This is a genomic window from Paraburkholderia aspalathi (assembly GCF_905220735.1).
GTDB lineage: Bacteria > Pseudomonadota > Gammaproteobacteria > Burkholderiales > Burkholderiaceae > Paraburkholderia > Paraburkholderia aspalathi.
On the sequence record NZ_CAJNBA010000001.1, the window covers coordinates 377,766 to 398,207 of the forward strand.

The 20,442-nt window shown below is 62.4% G+C and carries 16 protein-coding genes; 7 read left to right on the plus strand and 9 right to left on the minus strand.

Features of this window, described 5'->3' with window-relative positions; genetic code table 11:
* Positions 1-44 precede the first annotated feature (44 nt).
* From KHO30_RS01575 to KHO30_RS01590, 4 genes are all read right to left on the minus strand, one after another.
* Positions 45-1,244, minus strand: coding sequence for a serine hydrolase domain-containing protein (locus KHO30_RS01575; protein WP_211699833.1), 1,200 nt, complete (start codon positions 1,242-1,244; stop codon positions 45-47).
* A 93-nt stretch (positions 1,245-1,337) separates the two neighbouring features.
* Positions 1,338-1,541, minus strand: coding sequence for a hypothetical protein (locus KHO30_RS01580; RefSeq protein ID WP_093634388.1), 204 nt, complete (start codon positions 1,539-1,541; stop codon positions 1,338-1,340).
* A 512-nt stretch (positions 1,542-2,053) separates the two neighbouring features.
* Complete coding sequence (locus KHO30_RS01585; protein ID WP_211699834.1) at positions 2,054-2,314, minus strand: hypothetical protein; 261 nt, start codon at positions 2,312-2,314, stop codon at positions 2,054-2,056.
* Between the two features lie 87 nt (positions 2,315-2,401).
* Positions 2,402-3,871 carry a sigma-54 interaction domain-containing protein gene (locus KHO30_RS01590; protein WP_093634386.1) on the minus strand — a complete coding sequence of 490 codons (1,470 nt, stop codon included), beginning with the start codon at positions 3,869-3,871 and terminating at the stop codon, positions 2,402-2,404.
* A gap of 313 nt (positions 3,872-4,184) precedes the next feature.
* Here KHO30_RS01590 and KHO30_RS01595 point away from each other — a divergent pair, with 313 nt between their 5' ends.
* Both KHO30_RS01595 and KHO30_RS01600 read left to right on the plus strand, forming a co-directional pair.
* Positions 4,185-5,585 (plus strand): GntP family permease, encoded by a 1,401-nt coding sequence (locus tag KHO30_RS01595; RefSeq protein WP_201126580.1) that lies wholly within the window; start codon positions 4,185-4,187, stop codon positions 5,583-5,585.
* A 182-nt stretch (positions 5,586-5,767) separates the two neighbouring features.
* Positions 5,768-6,169, plus strand: coding sequence for a RidA family protein (locus KHO30_RS01600; protein ID WP_093634385.1), 402 nt, complete (start codon positions 5,768-5,770; stop codon positions 6,167-6,169).
* A gap of 55 nt (positions 6,170-6,224) precedes the next feature.
* On the opposite strand, the gene KHO30_RS01605 is transcribed toward KHO30_RS01600, so the two are convergent.
* Positions 6,225-9,794 carry an ATP-binding protein gene (locus KHO30_RS01605; RefSeq protein WP_211699835.1) on the minus strand — a complete coding sequence of 1,190 codons (3,570 nt, stop codon included), beginning with the start codon at positions 9,792-9,794 and terminating at the stop codon, positions 6,225-6,227.
* Positions 9,795-10,506: 712 nt separating this feature from the next.
* Here KHO30_RS01605 and KHO30_RS01610 point away from each other — a divergent pair.
* The 5 genes from KHO30_RS01610 to KHO30_RS01630 all read left to right on the plus strand — a co-directional run bounded on the left by KHO30_RS01610 (position 10,507) and on the right by KHO30_RS01630 (position 15,763).
* Entirely contained in the window at positions 10,507-10,758 is a 252-nt protein-coding gene (locus KHO30_RS01610; RefSeq protein WP_035560791.1) for a hypothetical protein, read from the plus strand.
* Positions 10,759-11,095: 337 nt separating this feature from the next.
* Positions 11,096-12,091, plus strand: a complete 996-nt coding sequence (locus KHO30_RS01615) for a DedA family protein/thiosulfate sulfurtransferase GlpE (protein ID WP_093634383.1) — start codon at positions 11,096-11,098, stop codon at positions 12,089-12,091.
* A gap of 93 nt (positions 12,092-12,184) precedes the next feature.
* The gene (locus tag KHO30_RS01620) at positions 12,185-13,897 is read left to right on the plus strand and encodes an FAD-dependent oxidoreductase (RefSeq protein ID WP_093634382.1); all 1,713 of its coding nucleotides are present in this window, start codon (positions 12,185-12,187) and stop codon (positions 13,895-13,897) included.
* Between the two features lie 184 nt (positions 13,898-14,081).
* Complete coding sequence (locus KHO30_RS01625) at positions 14,082-14,360, plus strand: hypothetical protein (protein WP_211699836.1); 279 nt, start codon at positions 14,082-14,084, stop codon at positions 14,358-14,360.
* Between the two features lie 179 nt (positions 14,361-14,539).
* Complete coding sequence (locus KHO30_RS01630) at positions 14,540-15,763, plus strand: winged helix-turn-helix domain-containing protein (RefSeq protein ID WP_093634451.1); 1,224 nt, start codon at positions 14,540-14,542, stop codon at positions 15,761-15,763.
* Between the two features lie 22 nt (positions 15,764-15,785).
* Here the strand turns inward: KHO30_RS01630 and KHO30_RS01635 are convergent, their stop codons facing one another.
* The 4 genes from KHO30_RS01635 to KHO30_RS01650 all read right to left on the minus strand — a co-directional run bounded on the left by KHO30_RS01635 (position 15,786) and on the right by KHO30_RS01650 (position 20,415).
* Complete coding sequence (locus KHO30_RS01635) at positions 15,786-16,385, minus strand: LysE family translocator (protein WP_093634380.1); 600 nt, start codon at positions 16,383-16,385, stop codon at positions 15,786-15,788.
* A 119-nt stretch (positions 16,386-16,504) separates the two neighbouring features.
* On the minus strand, positions 16,505-16,762 hold the full coding sequence (locus tag KHO30_RS01640; RefSeq protein WP_093634450.1) for a hypothetical protein: 258 nt from the start codon (positions 16,760-16,762) through the stop codon (positions 16,505-16,507).
* Positions 16,763-16,882: 120 nt separating this feature from the next.
* Positions 16,883-19,066: an NHL repeat-containing protein gene (locus KHO30_RS01645; RefSeq protein ID WP_211699837.1), complete on the minus strand. Its 2,184-nt coding sequence runs from the start codon at positions 19,064-19,066 to the stop codon at positions 16,883-16,885.
* 479 nt (positions 19,067-19,545) lie between these two features.
* A complete protein-coding gene (locus KHO30_RS01650; RefSeq protein WP_211700936.1) occupies positions 19,546-20,415 on the minus strand; it encodes a LysR family transcriptional regulator in 870 nt (289 codons plus the stop codon).
* Positions 20,416-20,442 lie beyond the last annotated feature (27 nt).

The following is a 20,442-nucleotide window of genomic DNA, read 5'->3' on the forward strand; positions in this document are numbered from 1 at the left end:
TCCGCCGTTCAAGACCGCCCGCTCAACTGCTGCAGGCCACGCACTCAATCGTCAATTGCATCGTACACGCGGCGCTCGAAATCAACCGACATTGGGAAGGGTTCGACAGCACGCCGCTGAATCAGCATCAGACCGATCAAGTCCTCCACCGGATCAGCGAACCAGCTCGTGCCATACGCACCCGGCCAGCCGAACGAACCCATCGAGCGATAGCCGAGCGGCAACTGCTGCGCCGGATCGTCGACCACCGACACGCCGAGGCCGAAGCCCTGGCCTGCCCACAGCACATGGCCGAACGCCGGGACGCGCCGCTGGTCGCGGGTCAGAAAGTTCGAGCGCATCAAATCGACCGAGCGATGCGACAGCAGACGTGTCGAGCCGACGCGCCCACGCCCTAGCAACAGTTGGGCGAACTGCAGATAGTCCTGCGCTGTCGAGACAAGTCCGCCGCCACCGCTCTGGAAACGATCGGGATTCGCCCAGCGGCTCGCCGACGGATGATCTTCGACCACGCGCCGCCGCGTGCCCGCCTCGACGCCATAGGCCGTCGCCAAACGTGTGAGTTGCGCGTCGGGCACCCAGAACGCCGTATCGCGCATGCCGAGCGGTTCGAAAATCCGCGTCCGGAAGAAGTCACCCAGCCGCATGCCGCTCACGCGCTCGATCAGCACGCCGAGGACGTCGGTCGCGATACCGTAATGCCAGCGCGAGCCGGGCTGAAACATCAACGGCAAGCTGGCTATGCGCCCCAGCCACGCGCTGGCATCCCCACGCGCTTCAATGCCGTTGAAGGCCGCCGCGTAAGCTTCGGCCAACGGTCCGGTGGCGGTGAAGTGATAAGCAAAGCCGGCGCGGTGCGTGAGCAGATCGAGCACGGTAAGTGGCGCTCTGACCGGGTCGGTTTCGTCGAGCGGGCCGGTGGGGTCGCGCAACACGGATGGCGCTGCCAGCTCCGGCAACCACAATGAGATTGGCGTGTCGAGCGCGAACCGATCCTCCTCGATCAGCATCAGGATCGCCGCGCTCGTCACCGGTTTGGTCATCGACGCGATGCGAAACAGCGTGTCGCGCTCCATGGGCAATTGGGCCGCTTCGTCGCGCAGGCCGAGCGGCCCGAAGTAGCCGATTTCACCGCGCCGCCAAACCAGCGAAACGACCCCCGTCACTTCGCCGCGTTCCACATAGCCTTGCATGGCGTTCGTCAGCGCCGTCAGCCGGGCGGCTGAAAATCCTGCTGGTTGCATGCTCCTCCTGAATTCCTAGGTGTTACGTTCCCTAATTTCTGCCGGAAACGTTACCCGATCAGACGGTACACGTCACCCTCCACCCATGGACAGTTACGCTTTCTGCCGGTCCTCCAATGCAGCGAGGGCCGCATTGAGCCGTTTGACGCGATTAGCCTGTGCCGGCATCAGTGCCGCTCCGGACACCGAGTTAATGCGATTGCGCCAATACGACAGCGGGATGCGGTCTTCAGCGGAAATATGCGTGATTACATTTTCAAGGTGCTGGATATCTTTTTCGAGTTGGAGGTGATTCATTGCTTTCCCCGGAATTACTCATTGAGCCAGTTTAAAAGCATAAAGCGTGCCCTGATTACTCCAGAAGCTCCGTTAAAACGGAAGATTTTTCTGAAGCGGATAATTCGGATCGCCGAAAAACCGGCAAAACCTGCACATTGTTTTTGATTGTGAGCCGGCCAGATGAGGATACTGCGGCGAAACTTCGCGTTCCGTTAGATGCCGCACCGACTCGGCCTGACGGCGAAAACCGAGCGCTTTTTGTCAGAGCAAATAATTAAGGTAATAAACTCGAAGCAATTCGATCGATATTCATTGCGCATCGTAACCGTTTTGGCGAACGCACATTAGAGCCAGATATTTATGACGGTCATATGCTTTCCGCATGACACTGCTCGCCATATGGCCGGTTTGGTCCGGTTAAGCGGAAACTGCGAAGAGAGGGAGACAGCCCGCCGTCATGGCCGAGCGGCGGGATCAACGAAGGAAAGTGTCAATCACACGCATCACACCAGCCATTGGCCGGCGTGGCGTCATTTCGCCCGGCAGGCGTAAATCAGACTGAGGGTGCCGTTGTCGCTGGACTGGCGCACGACGTCGAAGGCGCCGCCGCACGCTGCGTTTGCCTGCTGCGAGCAGGAGTCGGATCCGACCGAACACTGGACCAGCGTAGTTGGTCGGCCGTCCGACAGAAACAGCGGTGCGCTACTGCTACAACTGCTCAGCATGGCGATTGCGGGAAGCGCCAGCGCAGCACAGGCACCGCGCGCGAAAGAGAAAAGACTGCGTTTCATTTGAAACCCCGATCACGTCTTGTTTTTCGATCACGCGATTGTGCCACGCGGCAATTACACTTCGCCACGCGATGTAGCGGGACTTCGTCACACCTCGATGCCGTATGCAGCGATCTTCTTATAGAGCGTCGCGCGGCCCATGCCTATCTGCATGGCCGTCTCGATCACGCGACCGCCGTTGGCGCGCAAGGCGTCGCCCAGGAAGCGCTTTTCGAACGCGGCCATGGCTTCGCTCCATGACGACGTCACGTCAGGCGCCTCCGAGGTGGCATCTGAAGCGTGCGCTTCAGAGCCCGCGGAAACAAGCGGACGATGTCCGCTGCGTGCTGGACCGATGAACGGCGCTAGCGCACGCGCATCGATGCGCTCGCTGTCCGAGAGCACCACTGCTCGCTCCAATGTGTTGCGGAGCTCGCGCACATTGCCGGGCCACCCATACGAACACAGCAGCCGCAAGGCATCGTCCTGCAATTCGAAGTGGCTGGCGCCCGGCGCTTGCGCCGACAGGTCCTCGAGCATGGCGTAGGCAAGCGCCTCGATATCGGACGAACGCTCGCGCAGCGCCGGCGCCTGGATCGTCAATACGTTCAGCCGATAGAACAGGTCCGCGCGGAAACGCCCGGCCGCGACCAGCGCTGGCAAATCGGCTGAGGTCGCGGCGATGATCCGCACGTCCGCGCGCACGATCCGGTTCGAGCCAAGCGGCTCGAACTCCTTGTCCTGCAGCACGCGCAACAGCTTGCCCTGCAAAGGCAGCGGCATGTCGCCGATTTCGTCGAGAAACAGCGTGCCGCCGTTCGCAAGCTCGAATTTGCCGACCCGTCCTTTCCGGTCGGCGCCGGTATAGGCGCCGGGAGCGGCGCCGAAGAATTCGACTTCGAGCAAGGTGTCCGGAATCGCCGCCACGTTGACGGTCACGAGCGGCCAATTTGCCCGTGCCGATCCGCCGTGAATGGCATGCGCCAGCAGTTCCTTGCCCGTGCCGGTTTCGCCGAGCAACAGCACCGGCGACTCGAGTTGCGCGGCGCGGCGCGCCTGGCGCTTCACTTCGAGACTGGCCGCGCTCGTACCGACAAAACTGCCGAACGTGTACTTCGCCCGTCTTGCCTGCGCGAGCGACTGGCGCGTCGCGATCAACTCTTCCTGCACGCGCGAGTAGTGGGAAAAGAGCGGCGTGAGCGCCTTCAGTTCGTCGAACAACGCGAAACCCACCGCGCCGACCGTTTCACCCGCATCGTCTTTCAACGGCAGCCGCGTCACGACAAGCGGCTCGCGGCCCGTTTCGAGGATGTCGAGCAGAATCGGCTTGCCGGTTTTCACAACCTCGCGCATCAGGCTGTTGGGAATCACCTCCTCGCAATCCCGGCCAATCGCCTGCTCCGGGTCCGAAAACCCAAAGCGCGCCGCGTAGCGCTTGTTGATCCAGACGACGCGCGCCTCGGCGTCGACGATGAAGGTGCCTTCGCTGAAGTTTTCGAACGTGCGGAAGAGCGAGTCCATCGCCCGGCGGAGTACGTCGCCGTAGGTAGCAGGAAGGCCCGCCCAGTCGTTCATCATGGTGTCGCTGTCTCCGGCTATCGTTCTATTTATGCATATCTCATTTCGTGGACAAGCTTATCTCATCGGCGAGATCGCCAGCAAGCCCACTCCATAAGGGTTTAACCTCGGTTCGGCCTGTGTTCAGCCGAACTGCGTCCCGATTTGGAGACGTTTGGGTACAATCGGCCGCATCACGTTTCGAACTTCGGCCTGTGAAATCAACGGACAGGCCGTTGCGGCGTGCGTGGCATGGAATCTGCATTTGCGGGCGCCGGGCCGTCGCACTCATCGGGACGGCGTACACGTAGAACAACCAAGCTTTGGAGACTCAATGTCCTTTGTTATCGTCCTCGCCGCGCTGGCGTTTCTGATGTTTGCCGCGTATCGCGGCTACAGCGTCATTCTGTTCGCGCCGATCGCCGCCCTCGGCGCGGTGCTGCTGACCGATCCGGGCGCCGTCGCGCCGGTCTTCTCCGGCATCTTCATGGAGAAGATGGTCGGCTTCGTGAAGCTTTACTTCCCCGTCTTTCTGCTGGGCGCGGTGTTCGGTAAAGTCATCGAACTGTCCGGCTTTTCTGAGTCGATCGTGGCCGCGGCCATCCGTTATATCGGGCGCTCGCGTGCGAATGCGGTGATCGTCGCGGTGTGCGCGCTGCTCACCTACGGCGGCGTCTCGCTGTTCGTGGTGGTGTTCGCTGTGTATCCGTTCGCAGCCGAGCTGTACCGCCAGAGCAATATTCCGAAACGCCTGATGCCTGGCGCGATCGCGCTCGGCGCGTTCTCGTTCACCATGGATTCGCTGCCGGGCACGCCGCAGATCCAAAACATCATCCCGACCACCTTCTTCAAGACGACGTCCTGGGCCGCGCCCACGCTTGGCGTGATCGGCTCGCTGTTCATCATCGTGGTTGGCCTCACCTATCTGGAATGGCGCCGCCGCGCGGCGATGGCCACTGGCGAAGGCTACGGCACGGATCTCGTCAACGAACCGGAACGCGTCGAATCGAAGCAACTGCCGCATCCGCTGCTGGCAGTCGCACCGCTGGTGCTGGTCGGCGTGGCGAACTTCCTGCTGACCCGCTGGATTCCGAACTGGTACGGTGCGACGTACACCATCGCACCGGACATCCTGCCTGGCATCCATGCGCCGGTCACGACGACGATCAAGAGCGTTGTCGCGATCTGGGCTGTGGAAGGCGCACTGCTACTGGGTATCGTGATGGTCGTGGTGACGGCATTCGGCCGCGTGCGCGAACGCTTCGCAGTCGGCACCAAGGCGGCGGTCGCGGGCGCACTGCTGGCTTCGTTGAATACGGCGTCGGAGTATGGTTTCGGTGGCGTGATCGCGGCTTTGCCGGGCTTCCTGGTGGTCAGCGATGCGCTGAAAAGCATTCCGAACCCGCTCGTCAATGCCGCGGTTTCAGTGAGCTCGCTGGCGGGTATCACGGGTTCGGCATCGGGCGGTATGAGCATCGCGCTCGCGGCTATGTCCGATACGTTCATCAAGGGCGCGGAAGCGGCGCATATTCCGATGGAAGTGCTGCACCGGGTCGTCGCGATGGCGAGCGGCGGTATGGACACGCTGCCGCATAACGGCGCGGTGATCACGCTGCTGGCGGTGACGGGTTTGACACACCGTCAGTCGTACCGCGATATCTTCGCGGTGACGGTGATCAAGACGCTGGCGGTGTTCTTTGTGATCGCGGTGTATTACATGACTGGGTTGGTTTAACGGCGCGGCAGGTGACGCGGAGATCACGCCGCACAGTGCGGCGTGATCTCCGCAAGCTCGACCATTTGAGTACTTGAGTACCGGCAAGCGGTTAACACAGGCGGCAATAAGGACAAACCGCCGACGTGAAAAATTTTGTTCGGGTAACTTAGGCCGGCCGACACTCGACGCCGACTGCCCTCATGAGCCCTACCCCCGCCTTCTGGATGATCCCGTCAGCCCCGACGCCTGTCGGCCCCTTCTCCCATGCCACCGAAACCGACGGCTGGGTGTTCCTCACAGGTCAGATGCCGACCTCGCCCACCGACGACAGCGCGCCGCTTCCGGACGGCGTCGTCGCGCAGACTCAACGGGTGATGGACAACCTCATACTCGTGCTGCAAGGCGTCGGTCTGACGCTGCAACACGTGGTCGCCGTGCGCATTTTCCTGACCGAGTTCAAGCGCGACTATGCGGTGATGAACGAGACCTACCGCGCCTACTTTCCCGCGGACAAACTGCCGGCGAGAACCTGCATCGGCGTCACTGCGCTCGCACGCGACGCGCTGGTCGAGATCGACTTCATCGCGAAACGCCCGGATTGACCGGCTACGACTGAAACGCCGATGACGATGGCATCGGCGATGGCAGAAACGCCAATCAATGCGTCGACGCTTCATCCAGCCCGAAGTGATCGCATATCGCCTCGTGCAGCGAGATCGCGCGTTCGTCCAGCTCGGTCGTCCACGGTTCGCCGTTCTCGCATAGCCGTTGCAGTTCACGGCATTGCTGCGCGAATCGCTGCTCCTGCACAACCAGGAACCCGCCGGCCGCGCTATGCGCCCAGCCGCCCAATGCTGCCCGGTCTTCCTGTTCGACAATCGCCAGCAGTCTCGGCAGGTCGTTTTGAAGATGCTCCTTGAGCATGGCCGTGTAACGCGACTTGTCGTCCGCGCTGAGCGTGTTCGCTAGGTCGGTGGCTGCGGTGGCTGCGGTGGCTGCGGTGGCTGCCGCTGGAGTCGTTGCAGCCGTTTGCGCGGCTGTTGTTGAAGCCGGGGCCAGTGTCGCTGCTGTCGTCGATCCCGGCTCCGCCGAAGTCACCGCAAGCAGCGCCGCCTCCAACTCTCCCAGCGACGCCGGCTTCCCGACATACCCGGTAAAACCCCGCTCGCGCCAGCCTTCCTGCTGCTGGTTGTCGGTGACTGCGCTAAAAGCCAGCACCGGTAAGTCTGCATGGGCTTTGCGCAGTTCCGCCAGCAACGTATATCCATCCATCACGGGCATATGGATATCGGTCAGCACCACTTCGAAATGCCCTTGTTCGAATGCCGCCAGCGCTTGCCGCCCATCGCCCGCAATCGTCGGCAGGCAGCCGAGCGCGTCGAGTTGCTCGACGATCAAGCTTTGGATCAGCGGATTGTCTTCGGCGACCAGCACTGTCAAGCCTTGCAAGGCGGGATTGGTTTCGGGAGGCGGCAATGCGGCAGCGGTCGGCGGCAGCGTCGCTGCGACATCGGTGGCGCCCGCGGCCGCGAGATCGACCGCGGCCAGAATCGCCTTGCGGCTGAACTCCGTCACTTCGAGTACGCCGTCTCCACACGGAGCGGGACGATGCGGTCCGGTGCGCGTGATCCACACTACGCCGGCCGGGTGCACCGCACGCAACGCGGCAATCGCGTCGAGATCGTATTCGCCGGTGACCACCATCGCCTCCGGCCGGTTCACGCGCAACCACGCATCTGCACTACGCATCGATACCACGGTATGAACAGACCACCCCACCAGATGCAAACCGCTGTCGATGATCTGCCCCGACTCGCGTTCCTGCGACACCACCAGCACACTGCCACGCCGAGCCGGCTCGACAAGCGGTTCGCGCAACTCATCTGGGGACGAAGCGAGCGGGATCGACACGCTGAACGCGCTGCCGACTCCCAGCACGCTCTCAACCGAAATATCGCCGCCCATCAACTCGCACAATCGCGCGCAGATCGACAAACCGAGGCCGGTTCCGCCATAGCGACTCGACGTGCTCGCTTCGCCCTGCACGAACGGACTGAAGATGCGAGCGACCAGCGCCTGATCCATGCCGATCCCTGAATCACAGACCCGGCAAATCAGAATCGGACGTCCTTGCAGATCGTCCTTTACTTCGGCATTCAGCGTGATCTTGCCGCACGAGGTAAATTTGAACGCGTTGCTCAGCAGGTTGTTGACGATCTGCGCAATGCGCGTGCGGTCGCCACGCAGCACCTGATCGAGCGTCGGCGACAGATGCGCATAGAAACGAATCGCGCGATCCGCCGTCATGGGCGCGTAGGAGAGCGCGATATTTTCGAAATCGTCCAGCGGGCGGAACGACTCGCTCACGAGCTTCATCTCGCCGGCATCGATCTTCGAAAAATCGAGGATGTCATTGACGATACGGCGCAGCGCATCGGCCGCGACATTCAACGCCGTGAGTCGCTGCGCGTGGGCTTCGAGTCCTGACGTACGGGCGAACAATTCGAGGTTGCCAAGCAGCGCGTTGAGCGGCGTACGAATTTCATGGCTCATCGACGCGAAGAAATTCGAGCGAGCCCGCATCGTGATCTCGGCGGTCTGCTGCGCGAGCCGCAATTGCTGTTCGAGCGCGTGTTGTGCGGTGACATCGAGGATCGCGCAGAACAGCACGTCCTCGTCGGCGTAACGTGCCGGCGCGTAGGTGAACTGCAGAAACTGCGCTTGTGGAGAGGCGCTTTCGTCGGGCGCCGGTTGTGACGGCGGCTGTGGCTGCGGATGCGCTTCCGGCTGCATCGGCTGCGCAGGCGCGACAAAAGCGGCGATCCTCGCGAATGCCGTGATCGAAGGACCATCGGGCTTCAGTGCACGAATCTCATCGACGATATGCGGCGGCAAGCGACTACTGCCGGCTTCGATATGCAGCAACTCGTCGGCCAATGCATTGGCGATGATGATCGAATAGTCGCTCTGCCGGACGATGCACAAACCAACCGGCGTCGCGCTGACCAGAACGTGATTGATGGTTTCGCTTTCCAGCGCACGCGACGCTTCCGCGAAGGTGCTGCGCATCAGGCGCAGCCCCCAGAATCGCGCCGCCAGTGCGATCCCCGCCAACACCAGCAGCGCGAGGCCGACAAGCGCGGCCAATTGCCAACCGAGCGCGGCAATCAGCTCGCGCCACGACAGATAGCTGACTAGCGAACCAAAGCCGGGCATCAACGGCTCACTCAGAATCACGCCGTCGCGGGTGTAACGGTACGCATCGGATGGCATATGCGCGACGGCGTCTTGCAGCCTGGCTGCAGTCTGCGCATCGACGGGCGGCGACGACACAATCACATGGCGATCCGCCGTCATCAGCAACTGTGTCCCGTCGTAGTCGGGCCGCGCGACGTGCGCCAATAGCCCGTCAAGCGGAATGCTCATTACGATCAATGTGGTCGGTGTATCGCCGGCATAGTAGGCGCTCACCGTGGAGATGACCGGCACGCCTTGCAGCGTATCGCGATAGGGACCGAGCCAGATCCGCTGGCCCTTGCCGGGCATACGCGTGCCGGTTTGCGTCTGCAATTCCTGTTCGAGGGTCTCACGCAACGTGCTCACGATCGCCGGCTGCAAAGGCGGCGCAGCCGTTACGCCGCTATCGGCACCCGAATTGGCAACCGGTTGAGCGAGCGAAGGCAGAATCGCGGCGTAGTCTTCGGTCAGCCCGAGCAGGATCGCCCGTTGCGGCAGCTCGAACGCCTGCTGGGTCACCAGCGTCGACTGTGCCGCTTCGTAGATACGCCACAGGTTCGCGCCGAATTGCGGCCCCCATGCCGCGCGCGCGGCGTCGCCGACCAGCAGGTCGAATTGCGCGTTGACCCTTGGCACCGTACCGCGTGCGACGCCGCTCACGCGCACCGCGTCCTCGACAGTTGCCGGCACGCGCAGCACGTTGTCGGTGCCGTGATAGTAGTCGAGCGTGAATTCGGCCCGCCGCATGAACGATTCCTGCCGATGCAGGAGCCGCGAGAGGTCGGCCGCGCTCTGGGACGCGAACGTTCGCCGGTATTCGAGTTGCTTGTCCGCGGCAAGGACGGCCAGCAGCAGCGCAAAGATCACCACGATCAGCATCAGCGAAGCGATCGTCGCGAGGTACAACCGTTGTTGGCGCTTCGCGCTATGAGCCAGCGACGCGAATGCGTGCGCCAGTGATTCCTGCGTACGGTCGAGGATCTTTTGCATCAGCTGGCAAAGTTAGCGTGGTTCGCGCACGCAGACCGTTGCGGCTCGGAGGAGCACGGAACAGGTCTGCAGCCCTTTACCGGCGCAGTGTAGCGCTTTTTGATAACCGCACGCGAAGCATCCGGCACTGATTTTCACGGCCACTCGGAGCGCAGGCAAACGTTCGACCAGGCAGCGCGCAGCCTGTCGTCAACCGTCGTTGAAGTGGCGAATGCCGGCGGAAGATTTGACATTAATCTGATAGATCGGCGTTACTCCCACCTCGACAGTCCGGAATTGACGCATCAGGATGCAAACGTCAGCGCCCAATTAGTTGCAAGGGCAGGCTGACCCGAGTAACAACGGCGTTTAGCAGCCCGTCCTCCCAAAGGACGGGCTATTTTTTTCGCCGCCTGTTTTTCTCATCGCGCCCGCCTTAACCGACGCGCGCGTCAACACCGTGACAGGCGGGGAGAGAAGGGCTGCACCGTCACGGGGCACGAAAAATGCAGCCGTCGGCGCGGAGAGTCGCGTTAAACTGATTGTCACAGTCGGGCGTCACCGCTCGCATTGCCCGGCGGGCCTCGCCAGCCATTGGCCAATGCGGCGTAGCGCGGCGTCCCGGCAAGCAGATAGGTGGCGGGCGGATTCCCCACGTGAGCGCCGTACGAAAGACGGCGCGCCAACCTGCCCGTACAATGGTTCGATCAACAACGGAACAAGGACAACCTCGATGCGCACTACCGGGTCCTCCGGGTCAATGGCCCTGCTCACCGAATACGACGACGCAACGGCGCGCGAACTTCGCTCGCTGCGCCTCGAATCGACAGAAGACGGCAAAGGCATTCTTCTGGTCGAGGTCGATGAGCGCAAGCCAGGCATTCACCGCGAAGTGCGCTACGAAATCACGCCTGCCGAACTGATTGCTGCCATTCGCGCGCATGGCGCGGAATTGCCGGGCGAACAGCACAATCATCGTCAATAAAGCTGTCACGCATGGTATTGCCCTTACGCGCGAATGCCGTGCGCCGTTTCTGCATCGCCGCCTTTGGTTTGCGTACAGCAATAATGGCCTACGGGCATCCGTAGGCCATTATTCGTCACTTGCTTGCCGCGAAAGCATCAATCCGTTCGCTTTGTTCCATTCGCGCTTCTATTCCGCGCCTTTAACCCGCTGGCAAGCGACACTCGCGCATTTAACGCGCTAATAACCTGACGCATTTCCGGACATTTGCACGTCTTGAAAATGCGTCCATAATCCTTACATACCCCGTTGCTTTCCCTACCTGCGCCGTGCCCGAAAGGGCTGCGGAAGTAAGCCGATGCTACATGATCTCGTCGAGCAATATGGACCGGCGCTCGTCTTCGTCAACGTGCTGGCCGCCTCACTCGGGCTGCCGGTGCCGGCGATGCCGTCGCTCGTGCTGTTCGGGGCGATGGCGGCCATGCATCCCGGGTCGGTGGGCACGCAACTGATGCCGGTCCTGGTGTTGTCGATCTTCGCCACGCTGATCGGCGACAGTGCCTGGTATCTCGCCGGCCGTATGTATGGCGGCAATACGCTGAAAACGATCTGCCGTCTTTCGTTGTCGCGCGACACCTGTGTAAAAAAGACCGAACGCTTTTTCGGCCGCTGGGGCGTGCGTGTGCTGGCAGTGGCGAAGTTCGTGCCGGGCCTGTCGATCGTGTCGATTCCAATGGCCGGCGCGATGGGCACGCGCTACCGCACGTTTCTCACCTACGACAGCATCGGCGCCGCCTTGTGGTCGGGCACCGGTTTGATCATCGGCGCGCTGTTCGCCCGGCAGATCGACATGCTGTTCGCCATGGCGGGGCGCCTGGGGCGCACGGCCGCGCTGGTGGCCGTCGCGTTGCTCCTGTTGTACGCAGCCTATCGCTGGATTCGCCGGCGTCAGCTGATTTCCAAGCTCGCAACTCAGCGGATGGAAGTCGAGGAGCTGGCGGCGCTGGTCGCGTCCGGCAAAACGCCAGTACTGTTCGATATTCGCTCGCAGGAAAAGCGTGCGCTCGACCCGTTCGTGATTCCGGGTTCGCAATTCGCCGACGAGCGTCAGCTCGAGGAGATCGTCGCAACATACCCGCACGATCAGAAGGTAGTGATTTACTGTTCGTGCCCGAATGAAATATCCGCGGCATGGATGGCCAAACAGATGAACGAAGCCGGCTTCGCCGACGTGCTGCCGTTACGCGGCGGTATGGAAGCCTGGCGCGACTCGGGCAAAGCGGTGGACGCGCTGCCCGGCATGCCGCCGCCCGACGTTGCGGTCGGCGACGAAATCGCGCCAAAGGCCGTGTAGCGCAGCAGCGCATTCATACCGGCGCCCTTGTGCGCCCGCGCCGCTTCGCCCCCCGTGTCGATCATTCAGGATGAACACAGAAGGAGCGGTTCAATGCTGTCGACTCAAGAAGTTGAAGGGCAACAGGCCGTCGTCGCCGACGCGCCGTTTTCGTCGCTTGCGACGCGCATGCATCAGATGTTCCCCGAACTCACGTGCGCAGAAATCGATCGTCTGCGCCGGTTCGGCGAAGTGGGCCACTGGGAAGCCGGTGAGCTGCTGTTCGAGACCGGCTACACCGGTCCTGGCATGTTCGTGCTGCTGGAAGGGCGCGTGAAGGTTTATCAGCGCGATGGCATCGGGCGCGAGGTTCTGATTGCGGAACATGGCGCCAAGCATTTTCTCGCGGAAGTCGGTCAGTTGTCCGGGCGCCCCGCGCTGGTGAACGGCATGGCCGTCACCCCGGTCGACGCTTTGCTAATTCCGCCGGACAAGCTGCGCGCGTTGATCGTCGCCGAGGCCGAACTGGGCGAGCGCATCATGCGGGCGCTGATCCTGCGGCGCGTGTCGTTGATCGAAAAGGGTGCGGGTGGCCCGATCCTGATCGGCAACAGCAGCGACGCACGGCTCGTCATGCTGCAAGGTTTCCTGTCGCGTAACGGCCATCCTCACTCGGTGATCGACGAGCGCGACGAAGACGCGCTGCGTCTGATCGAGCAATTCGCCGCGCAGAAAGAAGACATGCCGCTGGTGATCTGCCCGGACGGCACAGTGCTGCGTCATCCGAGCATGCCTGAACTCGCCACCTGCCTCGGCTTGCTGCCCGATCTCGATGATTCGCATGTGTACGATGTCGCGATCGTCGGCGCCGGGCCGGCCGGCCTCGCCACGGCCGTGTACGCGGCGTCCGAAGGCCTCTCGGTTATCGTGCTCGACAGCCGTGCGCCAGGCGGCCAGGCAGGCGCCAGTTCGCGGATCGAAAACTATCTCGGCTTTCCGACCGGTATCTCCGGCCAGGCGCTGGCGGGCCGCGCGTTCGTGCAGGCGCAGAAATTCGGCGCGCACGTGGCGATTCCGGTCCACGTTAAGGCGCTGCATTGCGCGGAGTCGCCGTACCGGCTGGAACTCAAGTGCGGCGGCAAGATCACGGCCCGCACCATCGTGATCGCGAGCGGCGCGGTCTATCGGCGCCCTGCGCTCGAAGGGCTCGACCGTTTCGATGGCCGCGGCGTGTATTACTGGGCGTCGCCAGTCGAGGCCAAGCTGTGCAAACGCCAGGAGATCGTGCTGGTGGGCGGCGGCAATTCGGCGGGCCAGGCAATCGTCTATCTGGCGACGCACGCGGCCAAGGTCCATGTGCTGATCCGCCGGGGCGGCTTTGAAGCCACCATGTCGCGCTATCTGATCGACCGCATCCGTTCGTTGCCGAATGTGTTCGTGCATCCGCATTCGGAGGTCGGTCGGCTCGAGGCGGACGACATCGGGTTGTCATCGGTCGTGTTGAAGAAGCCGCTACCGGACGGCACCGCAAGCCTCGATACGCGCCATCTGTTTCTGTTCACCGGCGCTGATCCGAATACCGACTGGCTGCGCACCTGCGGCGTGGAGCTGGACGACAAGGGCTTCGTGCTGACCGGTGCCGGCGTGGACGGCGCCTCCGTCTGCGATCTCGCTACAACGGTCGAAGGCGTATATGCGATCGGCGATGCGCGCGCCGGATCGACGAAACGCGTCGCGGCGGCGGTTGGAGAAGGTGCGGCGGTGGTCGCGCAGATCCACCAGCTGCTGGCTGTTTCGGCGGGGGAAGCGGTCGCTTTGGGGGCCTGAACGCCCCCGGGGTAATCTGCTGTTACACACGCCTTCAACTGGTTGCACCTGCTTTTCTTTCTGTCTCGTAAGATTGTTGTCAGTCATTCGACAGCGAATGGCTGACTCTTTAGACCGCAATCTTGCATGGGACCGGAGTAAGTGCTCTCAAGCGCGCGAACTCTGGTCGACACAGGAGACAAGCATGATCCAACGTGCGATCGTTTTCGCCGCCTTCAGCCTGGCTGCCGCCTGCGCATCGACCTCTGCCTTGGCTCGGGTAGACGTCGGTGTGTTCGTCAACACCCCCGGCCCCATTTATGCCCAGCCGCCCGTGGTTTATGCGCCGCCTCCGGTCGTTTATGCGCCGGTGCAACCAGTGTATGGCTATGGGTACCGCGGCGATTACTACCGCGGGTATCGCGAGCGGCATGACCATGGCCGCCATCGCGGCTGGGATAAGCACCACAGGCGCGACTGGTAATGTCCGTCGGCCACGTTGCGGAGTTGCGGCGCCGTTGTCATTGGGCTTACCGTGCCTCCCACGGCGCCATGCTCTGGTTGCGCACCACGCCGATTCGTCTGCCGTATTCGCGCTAAAGTAGCGGCTGCTGATCCAGGCCGGACCTTGCGTCCGCTCCTAATCCCGTGACCAACGCCCGCGTGAAGACTCTTCCGCTATCTGCCGCCCGCACCCTGCATCTGGCCGCGCAAGGTTTGTTGACACCGCCACGCCGCAAGGCCGTCAAAACCGACGTGCTCGACGCGATTCGCCGCATGGCGCAATTGCAGATCGACACGATCCACGTCGTCGCGCGCAGTCCGTATCTCGTGCTGTTCAGCCGGCTCGGCGCGTACCCGCAGCAATGGCTCGACGAGCATCTCGCCGAAGGCAAGCTGTTCGAATACTGGTCGCATGAAGCCTGTTTCGTCCCGATCGAAGACTACGGTCTGCTGCGCCATCGCATGCTCGACCCGAGCGATATGGGCTGGAAATACGCGGCGGAATGGCACAAGAAGTACCGCAAAGACATCGAGAAGCTGCTCGCGCATATCCGTGCGACAGGTCCCGTGCGCTCAGCGGACTTCGCGCGCGAGGCGGGCAAGGGCAACGGTTGGTGGGACTGGAAGCCGGAGAAGCGCCACCTGGAAGTGCTGTTCGCGATCGGGCAATTGATGGTGGCCGAGCGGCGCAATTTTCACCGCGTCTACGATCTGACCGAGCGCGTGTTGCCGGATTGGGACGACGCGCGCGACCTGCCGCCGCGGGAAACCGTCACCGAAGAAGCGTTGCGACGCACCTGCCGCGCACTCGGCGTCGTGCGGGCCGATTGGGTCGCCGATTACTACCGGCTGCCGCGCCGCCCCTATCGCGACGAACTGCATGCGCTCGCCGATCGCGGTGAGCTGATCCCGGTTCAGGTGGAAGGCTGGAAGCAGGACACCTTCGTCCATCACGAATTCGCGCCGATGATCGACGAAGCAGCGAACGGCAAGCTCGCTTCAACCGTCACCACGGTGCTGTCGCCGTTCGATCCAGTGGTGTGGGATCGCAAGCGCGCTGCCGCGCTATTCGACTTCGACTATGCGATCGAATGCTATACACCGGCCGCGAAACGCAAATACGGCTACTTCGTGCTGCCGCTGTTGAGCCGGGGGCGCCTGGTCGGCCGCGTGGATGCGAAAGCGCATCGGACCACCGGCGTGTTCGAACTGAAATCGCTGCACATCGAACCCGGCGTGCGGCTTAGTGCGAGGCTAGCGGGCGATCTGCGCCGCGCTCTGCAACGCTGTGCGGACTGGCATGGCACGCCGCAATTGGAAATCGCATCCGCGCCGCCGGAATGGCTCGAGGCTTTGAGCGTAGACAGCAGGATGGAAGCTTAAGCTCGCGGCACAAGAGGCGGAATTAATGCAGCGCCGCCCACGCAAGTGACAAGGAAAACACGCCCAGCACGATCGACGCGCCGCGCTGCATCTTCACCGGATTCAACCACGTGAGTTTGCCGCTGCCGAGCGCCGCGCCGAACGCGATCCATGCAAGCGCGATCGGCACCAGCAGGCAGGCGAACATCAGCATTGCCGTGCCATACGCGGGCAGATGCGCGAACGCGACTGCGGGAAAGATCGTACCGGCGAACAACAAGCCTTTCGGATTGAGCAGCGTCGCCACGAATAGCGTGCGCATGCCGCTCGCCCGCTGCGTCGAATCGGGCAAAGCCACCGCCGCGCGCCACATATCGACGGCGAGATACGCGATGTACGCACCGGCCGCCACGCGTAGCAGCGACGGCAACCACGGCAGCGCGTGCGCGGCTTGCGCGAGAAAATGCCCCCACACTGAAATCGACAGAAGATAGCCGGCGAGTTCAGCGACGATCAGCGGCAAAGAACGGCGCACGCCCTGACGCAAACCAGCAGCCGCAAGCAGCGTATTGGTCGGACCCGGCGTAATCAGCACGACGATAATGCCGATGGCCAGCAACGCGATAGCGGACGTGGAAAGCATAAAAAAGGCGCAATGTTGGAAACAATGCGCCTTTTTATCACAGAGAACCGCGCCGCCGAATTACAACGGCGATTCGTAAGGGCGAACCACGCCGCCCGTAGGCGGCGCGCCCTTCGCCTTCAGTGGTCCAGTTTCGCGCGCAATTCGCGAGCGGCTTCCAGCAGCCCCTCGTAACCCGAACGCGCGTGCTCCGGCAGATCCGGATCACCGACGAATGCGCCGAGCGTTTCGATCAGGCTATACAGAATGCCCTTTGCGGCACCGGAAGCAATGCTGCCGGACGACACCTGCTGATCCACGTGACTCAGCGCTGCATCGAGGTGTTCAAGGTCGGGCCGGTCGCCCGTGGGCGGCTGAGGCGTTACGTCTTGCGTCATGATGAAACTTCTCTCAGGTTGATGCATCAGTGAACAAAGCCATCCTTTCACGTTGTTATATACCGATCGTGCGCTGACGTCTATTCGTGCTCGGACTCAGTGCGATTCACACGATTCACGTCAAGGCGTCCACCGATACATCAGGATTTTCGCGCGCGCATCGTCTTCCAGCAGGACGACGTATTCGCCATTGGCGCGCTGCACCGCGCTGATGCCGAGATAGACATCCACCCAGCCGCTGGTGTTGCCGACGCTCGCGCCCGGCGTCATATAGCCGACCGCCTGGCCCGTGCGTGCGTCGTACACGTCCACTTTCGCGGTGTACAACTCCGCGATAAAGACGTAATTGCCCGCCACCGCGACGCCGACCGTTGTCGTCTGCGGACTGGTTTGCGTGTTCCATGGCAAGGAGACCGTGTATTGCTGCGTCGGTGTTCCGGAGCTCCAGTTGTCATAGCGCGCGAGCACCGGACCGGCCTCTTTCCAGTGCGTCGAATCCCACGGGATCGCACTCGTAAAGCCCGATATGTACATCGTGTCGGTCTCGGCGATGTAGACGATCCGCGCGATCCGCGTGAACGGTTGCGGCATCGCGAACATCTTCGAGCTCGCGTACGTGTAGATCGGATTGCCGGCCGAGTCGAGACCTTCCAGCGGCATTTCGCGGATGCCGCTCGTCGGCGTGGCAAGCCACACGTTGCCAGGCGTATCGACCCACCAGAAGCCGTTGCCGACCGTGCTGCCCGTCGATGGATTGCTGCTGATCTCGCTGGCGTCGACGGTGCCGTTGCCATTGCTGTCGCGCCATAGCCATTCGCCGTAGGTGGGCTGCGCTGCGGGCCATGTGCCCGGCAATGGATTTTGCGCCAGCAAGCCGGACGGAATCGCCATCTCTGCGTGCGCCGCGTCGAAGCGATAGACGTTCAGATAATGCGCGCCAGGATCGAGCGTATAGAGAAACGGCAGGCCGTTGATTCGCCGCACCATCGGCTCGCCGCGTACGCCGCGCGGCTCGTGGAAGGCGGGGTCGTCCGGATAATCGAAGCGGTCGAGCGTGAAGCCCGCATACGACCATTCGTGGCCGACCGGTTGGCTGTAATCGAGCGTGAAACGCTTCGAACCCGTGTAGACGGAATTCGGCGTTGCCGGATCGAACGCGGCGCTATCGACGAAAGTCAGCCCGTACAGGCGCCAGTTGAGAGCATGCGTGCTGTACCCATAGCTCTCGAGCACCGCACCTTGCCCCACCGATGCCGAGCCGAGCGGCCGCGGCCCTTCACCATTCTGCGCGACATACAGATTGCCCGCCGGATCGAGACCGATACCCGTGATGCCGTTGAAGCGCCAGTTGCCTGGCACGCCCTTGAGCGCGTGGAAGATGCCGTTACGGGTGCCGATCGATGCGCCCGCTTGCGGCTGACCGCTAGCATTTTTTTTGTAGACGAGGATCTGCTGCGACGGTCCGTTGTCGGCGACGAGGATTTGTCCGGAAGGTGTAATCGCGATGTCGGTTGGCACTGCGCCGGCGGGCAACGTCAAGGTGCCTGAGAGCGCAGTGCCGTTGGCGGCGTAGTGAAGAATGCTTAGGTTTCCGGATGAAACACCGCTCATCACCCACAGTGTTGAATCCGTGTCGATTGCGATGCGTCCCGGCGAAGGCACGTTCCAAGATCGCAAACGCTGCATCGAGGCCGCGTCGAACACGAGGATGCGGCTGTTGATGGTATCCGCGACATACAGTTCGGTATCGGTGGCCGCCATGCCGCGAATGCCCGCATCGGTACCAGTCGTCACCGTGTTCAGCAGCAGGAAGCTGTTCTTCGTCGCGTTGGCGCTATTGCCGATGCCACCCGTGAAAGGCGCGCCCGTTGCCAGATTGGCAAGCGTGCGGCGCGTCACACCGAACCATGTCTGGTTCGCCGGTGGATAGTCGGCGCCGACCAATCCATTGCTCTCATTGCCGATCGACATCGCCGCGTACAGGTAGGTATGGTTCGTCGCGACCGCATCGCCGCCGGCGGCGCCCCAGCCATGCGTCGAACCGGCCACGGCGATCTTGTCGCCCGCACGGTATGCGGCGATTTCGCTACCGCTTTCATCCCAGGGGGCGTTGGTATAAACGGTGCCGTCGGCGCCGACGCTGATCGCCTGAATGTCCTGCTGCATCCACTTGCCATCGCCGAAACCAAAGCTATTGCCGATCCACGACGTGGTGTAGGTGAGTTGCGATTGCGCGGATGCACTGAGAGGAAGGAGACTATGGACGACAAGAACTGCCACGCCAAGGCGAGACGAGAATTTCACGACGGGTTTTCCTTGCGAGATGCGAAGCGCGCACGGCCGGCGTGTGCGGCGCGCTATCGCCTGTATGCGGATCGACTAGCTATCGCACATACATGAACGTTGTTGGCGTTTTATCCTCGCATGGCAAAAGCGGAAATTTATTCGCAAAAAATTCGCGGTAAGCAGTTAATCGCCTAAACAATTCGAAGCGCATAAACATGCGCTGTAATGCAGCGCTATTTGCTCTTGAGCTTCACGCGATAGGTACAGCGCCGCGCGCCGGCGAGCACATGCTCCTCGCGTTCAATCGATCCTTCCTCACCGACAATCTCCGCGAACAGCTGCAACTCTGTGCGGCAAAAGCCCTGGCAGGTGCGCGCCGCCGCTGGCCGATCCGCCGTTGTGGCCGGTGCTGGATACGCAGCGTCTAAACGAACTCAATACGGCGTCGCACTAAACGCATCGACGTGCGAATACGAAAAGAAGTGCACTAGCGCGCCTCAACCCGCCTGCGCGAATTCTTCTGCCACGGCCGCAATCAGCACCTGCATCCGCGCGCTCTTGTAGAGATCGGCGTGCGCGACCACCCAGACATCGAAGGGCTCCGCGCGATGCGGCATCACGCGCACCAGCTCCGGTTCGTAGTCGGCGCGAAAACATGCCAGCTCGGCGATACCGAAGCCGGCAAGGACAGCCTCGAACAGCATCGCAGTCGATTGCGTCTGGAACACGAGACGCCCGCGCGAAGTCGGCTCACCGCACAACGCCGCCCGCATCGACGGCGAGGCCGGCTGTTGATACATCACCAGAGCGTGCCCATCGAACGCCTCGCCTTCGCGCGGCTCGCCGCGTGCCGCAACGTATTCGCGCGACGCGTAAATACCGACCTCCAATTGCGCGAGCTTGCGCGCGATCAGGTCGGGTGCGTCGGGCCGCAGCGTGCGGATTGCCACATCCGCTTCGCGCCGCGTCAGATTGGCGATCTGCGCGGACGTCACGCAGATGATCTCGATGCCCGGATGGGCCCGTCGTACCTTGGCGATGGCCGGCACCACGAAGCGTTTGCCGAGCGAATCCGTCGTGGCGACGCGGATCGTGCCGGCCAGCTGATCGTCGAGTCCGGCAATTCGCCGTTCGATCGACAAGGCAGCCTGCTCCATCGTCTCGGCCGCCCCGAGCAGGGCTTCGCCGGCTGGCGTCAGCACGAACAAGGCGGGGGTGCGCAGAAACAGCGTCGTCGAAAGCGTTTCTTCGAGCGCCGCGATCCGTCGGCCGACCGTTGCCTGATCGACATCGAGTTGCGCCGCCGCGCCGCGCAGCGTACCTGTGCGCGCCACAGCGAGGAAAAATCGTGCGTTGTCCCAGTTGATCATTGGCTGCGCCGTCCGTCATGCATA

What these genes read in the sequence shown, in the direction of transcription:
- KHO30_RS01575 (WP_211699833.1), bottom strand. Translation starts at nt 1,244, where the DNA reads ATGCAACCAGCAGGATTTTCAGCCGCCCGGCTGACGGCGCTGACGAAC.
- KHO30_RS01580 (WP_093634388.1), bottom strand. Translation starts at nt 1,541, where the DNA reads ATGAATCACCTCCAACTCGAAAAAGATATCCAGCACCTTGAAAATGTA.
- KHO30_RS01585 (WP_211699834.1), bottom strand. Translation starts at nt 2,314, where the DNA reads ATGAAACGCAGTCTTTTCTCTTTCGCGCGCGGTGCCTGTGCTGCGCTG.
- KHO30_RS01590 (WP_093634386.1), bottom strand. Translation starts at nt 3,871, where the DNA reads ATGATGAACGACTGGGCGGGCCTTCCTGCTACCTACGGCGACGTACTC.
- KHO30_RS01595 (WP_201126580.1), top strand. Translation starts at nt 4,185, where the DNA reads ATGTCCTTTGTTATCGTCCTCGCCGCGCTGGCGTTTCTGATGTTTGCC.
- KHO30_RS01600 (WP_093634385.1), top strand. Translation starts at nt 5,768, where the DNA reads ATGAGCCCTACCCCCGCCTTCTGGATGATCCCGTCAGCCCCGACGCCT.
- KHO30_RS01605 (WP_211699835.1), bottom strand. Translation starts at nt 9,794, where the DNA reads ATGCAAAAGATCCTCGACCGTACGCAGGAATCACTGGCGCACGCATTC.
- KHO30_RS01610 (WP_035560791.1), top strand. Translation starts at nt 10,507, where the DNA reads ATGCGCACTACCGGGTCCTCCGGGTCAATGGCCCTGCTCACCGAATAC.
- KHO30_RS01615 (WP_093634383.1), top strand. Translation starts at nt 11,096, where the DNA reads ATGCTACATGATCTCGTCGAGCAATATGGACCGGCGCTCGTCTTCGTC.
- KHO30_RS01620 (WP_093634382.1), top strand. Translation starts at nt 12,185, where the DNA reads ATGCTGTCGACTCAAGAAGTTGAAGGGCAACAGGCCGTCGTCGCCGAC.
- KHO30_RS01625 (WP_211699836.1), top strand. Translation starts at nt 14,082, where the DNA reads ATGATCCAACGTGCGATCGTTTTCGCCGCCTTCAGCCTGGCTGCCGCC.
- KHO30_RS01635 (WP_093634380.1), bottom strand. Translation starts at nt 16,385, where the DNA reads ATGCTTTCCACGTCCGCTATCGCGTTGCTGGCCATCGGCATTATCGTC.
- KHO30_RS01640 (WP_093634450.1), bottom strand. Translation starts at nt 16,762, where the DNA reads ATGACGCAAGACGTAACGCCTCAGCCGCCCACGGGCGACCGGCCCGAC.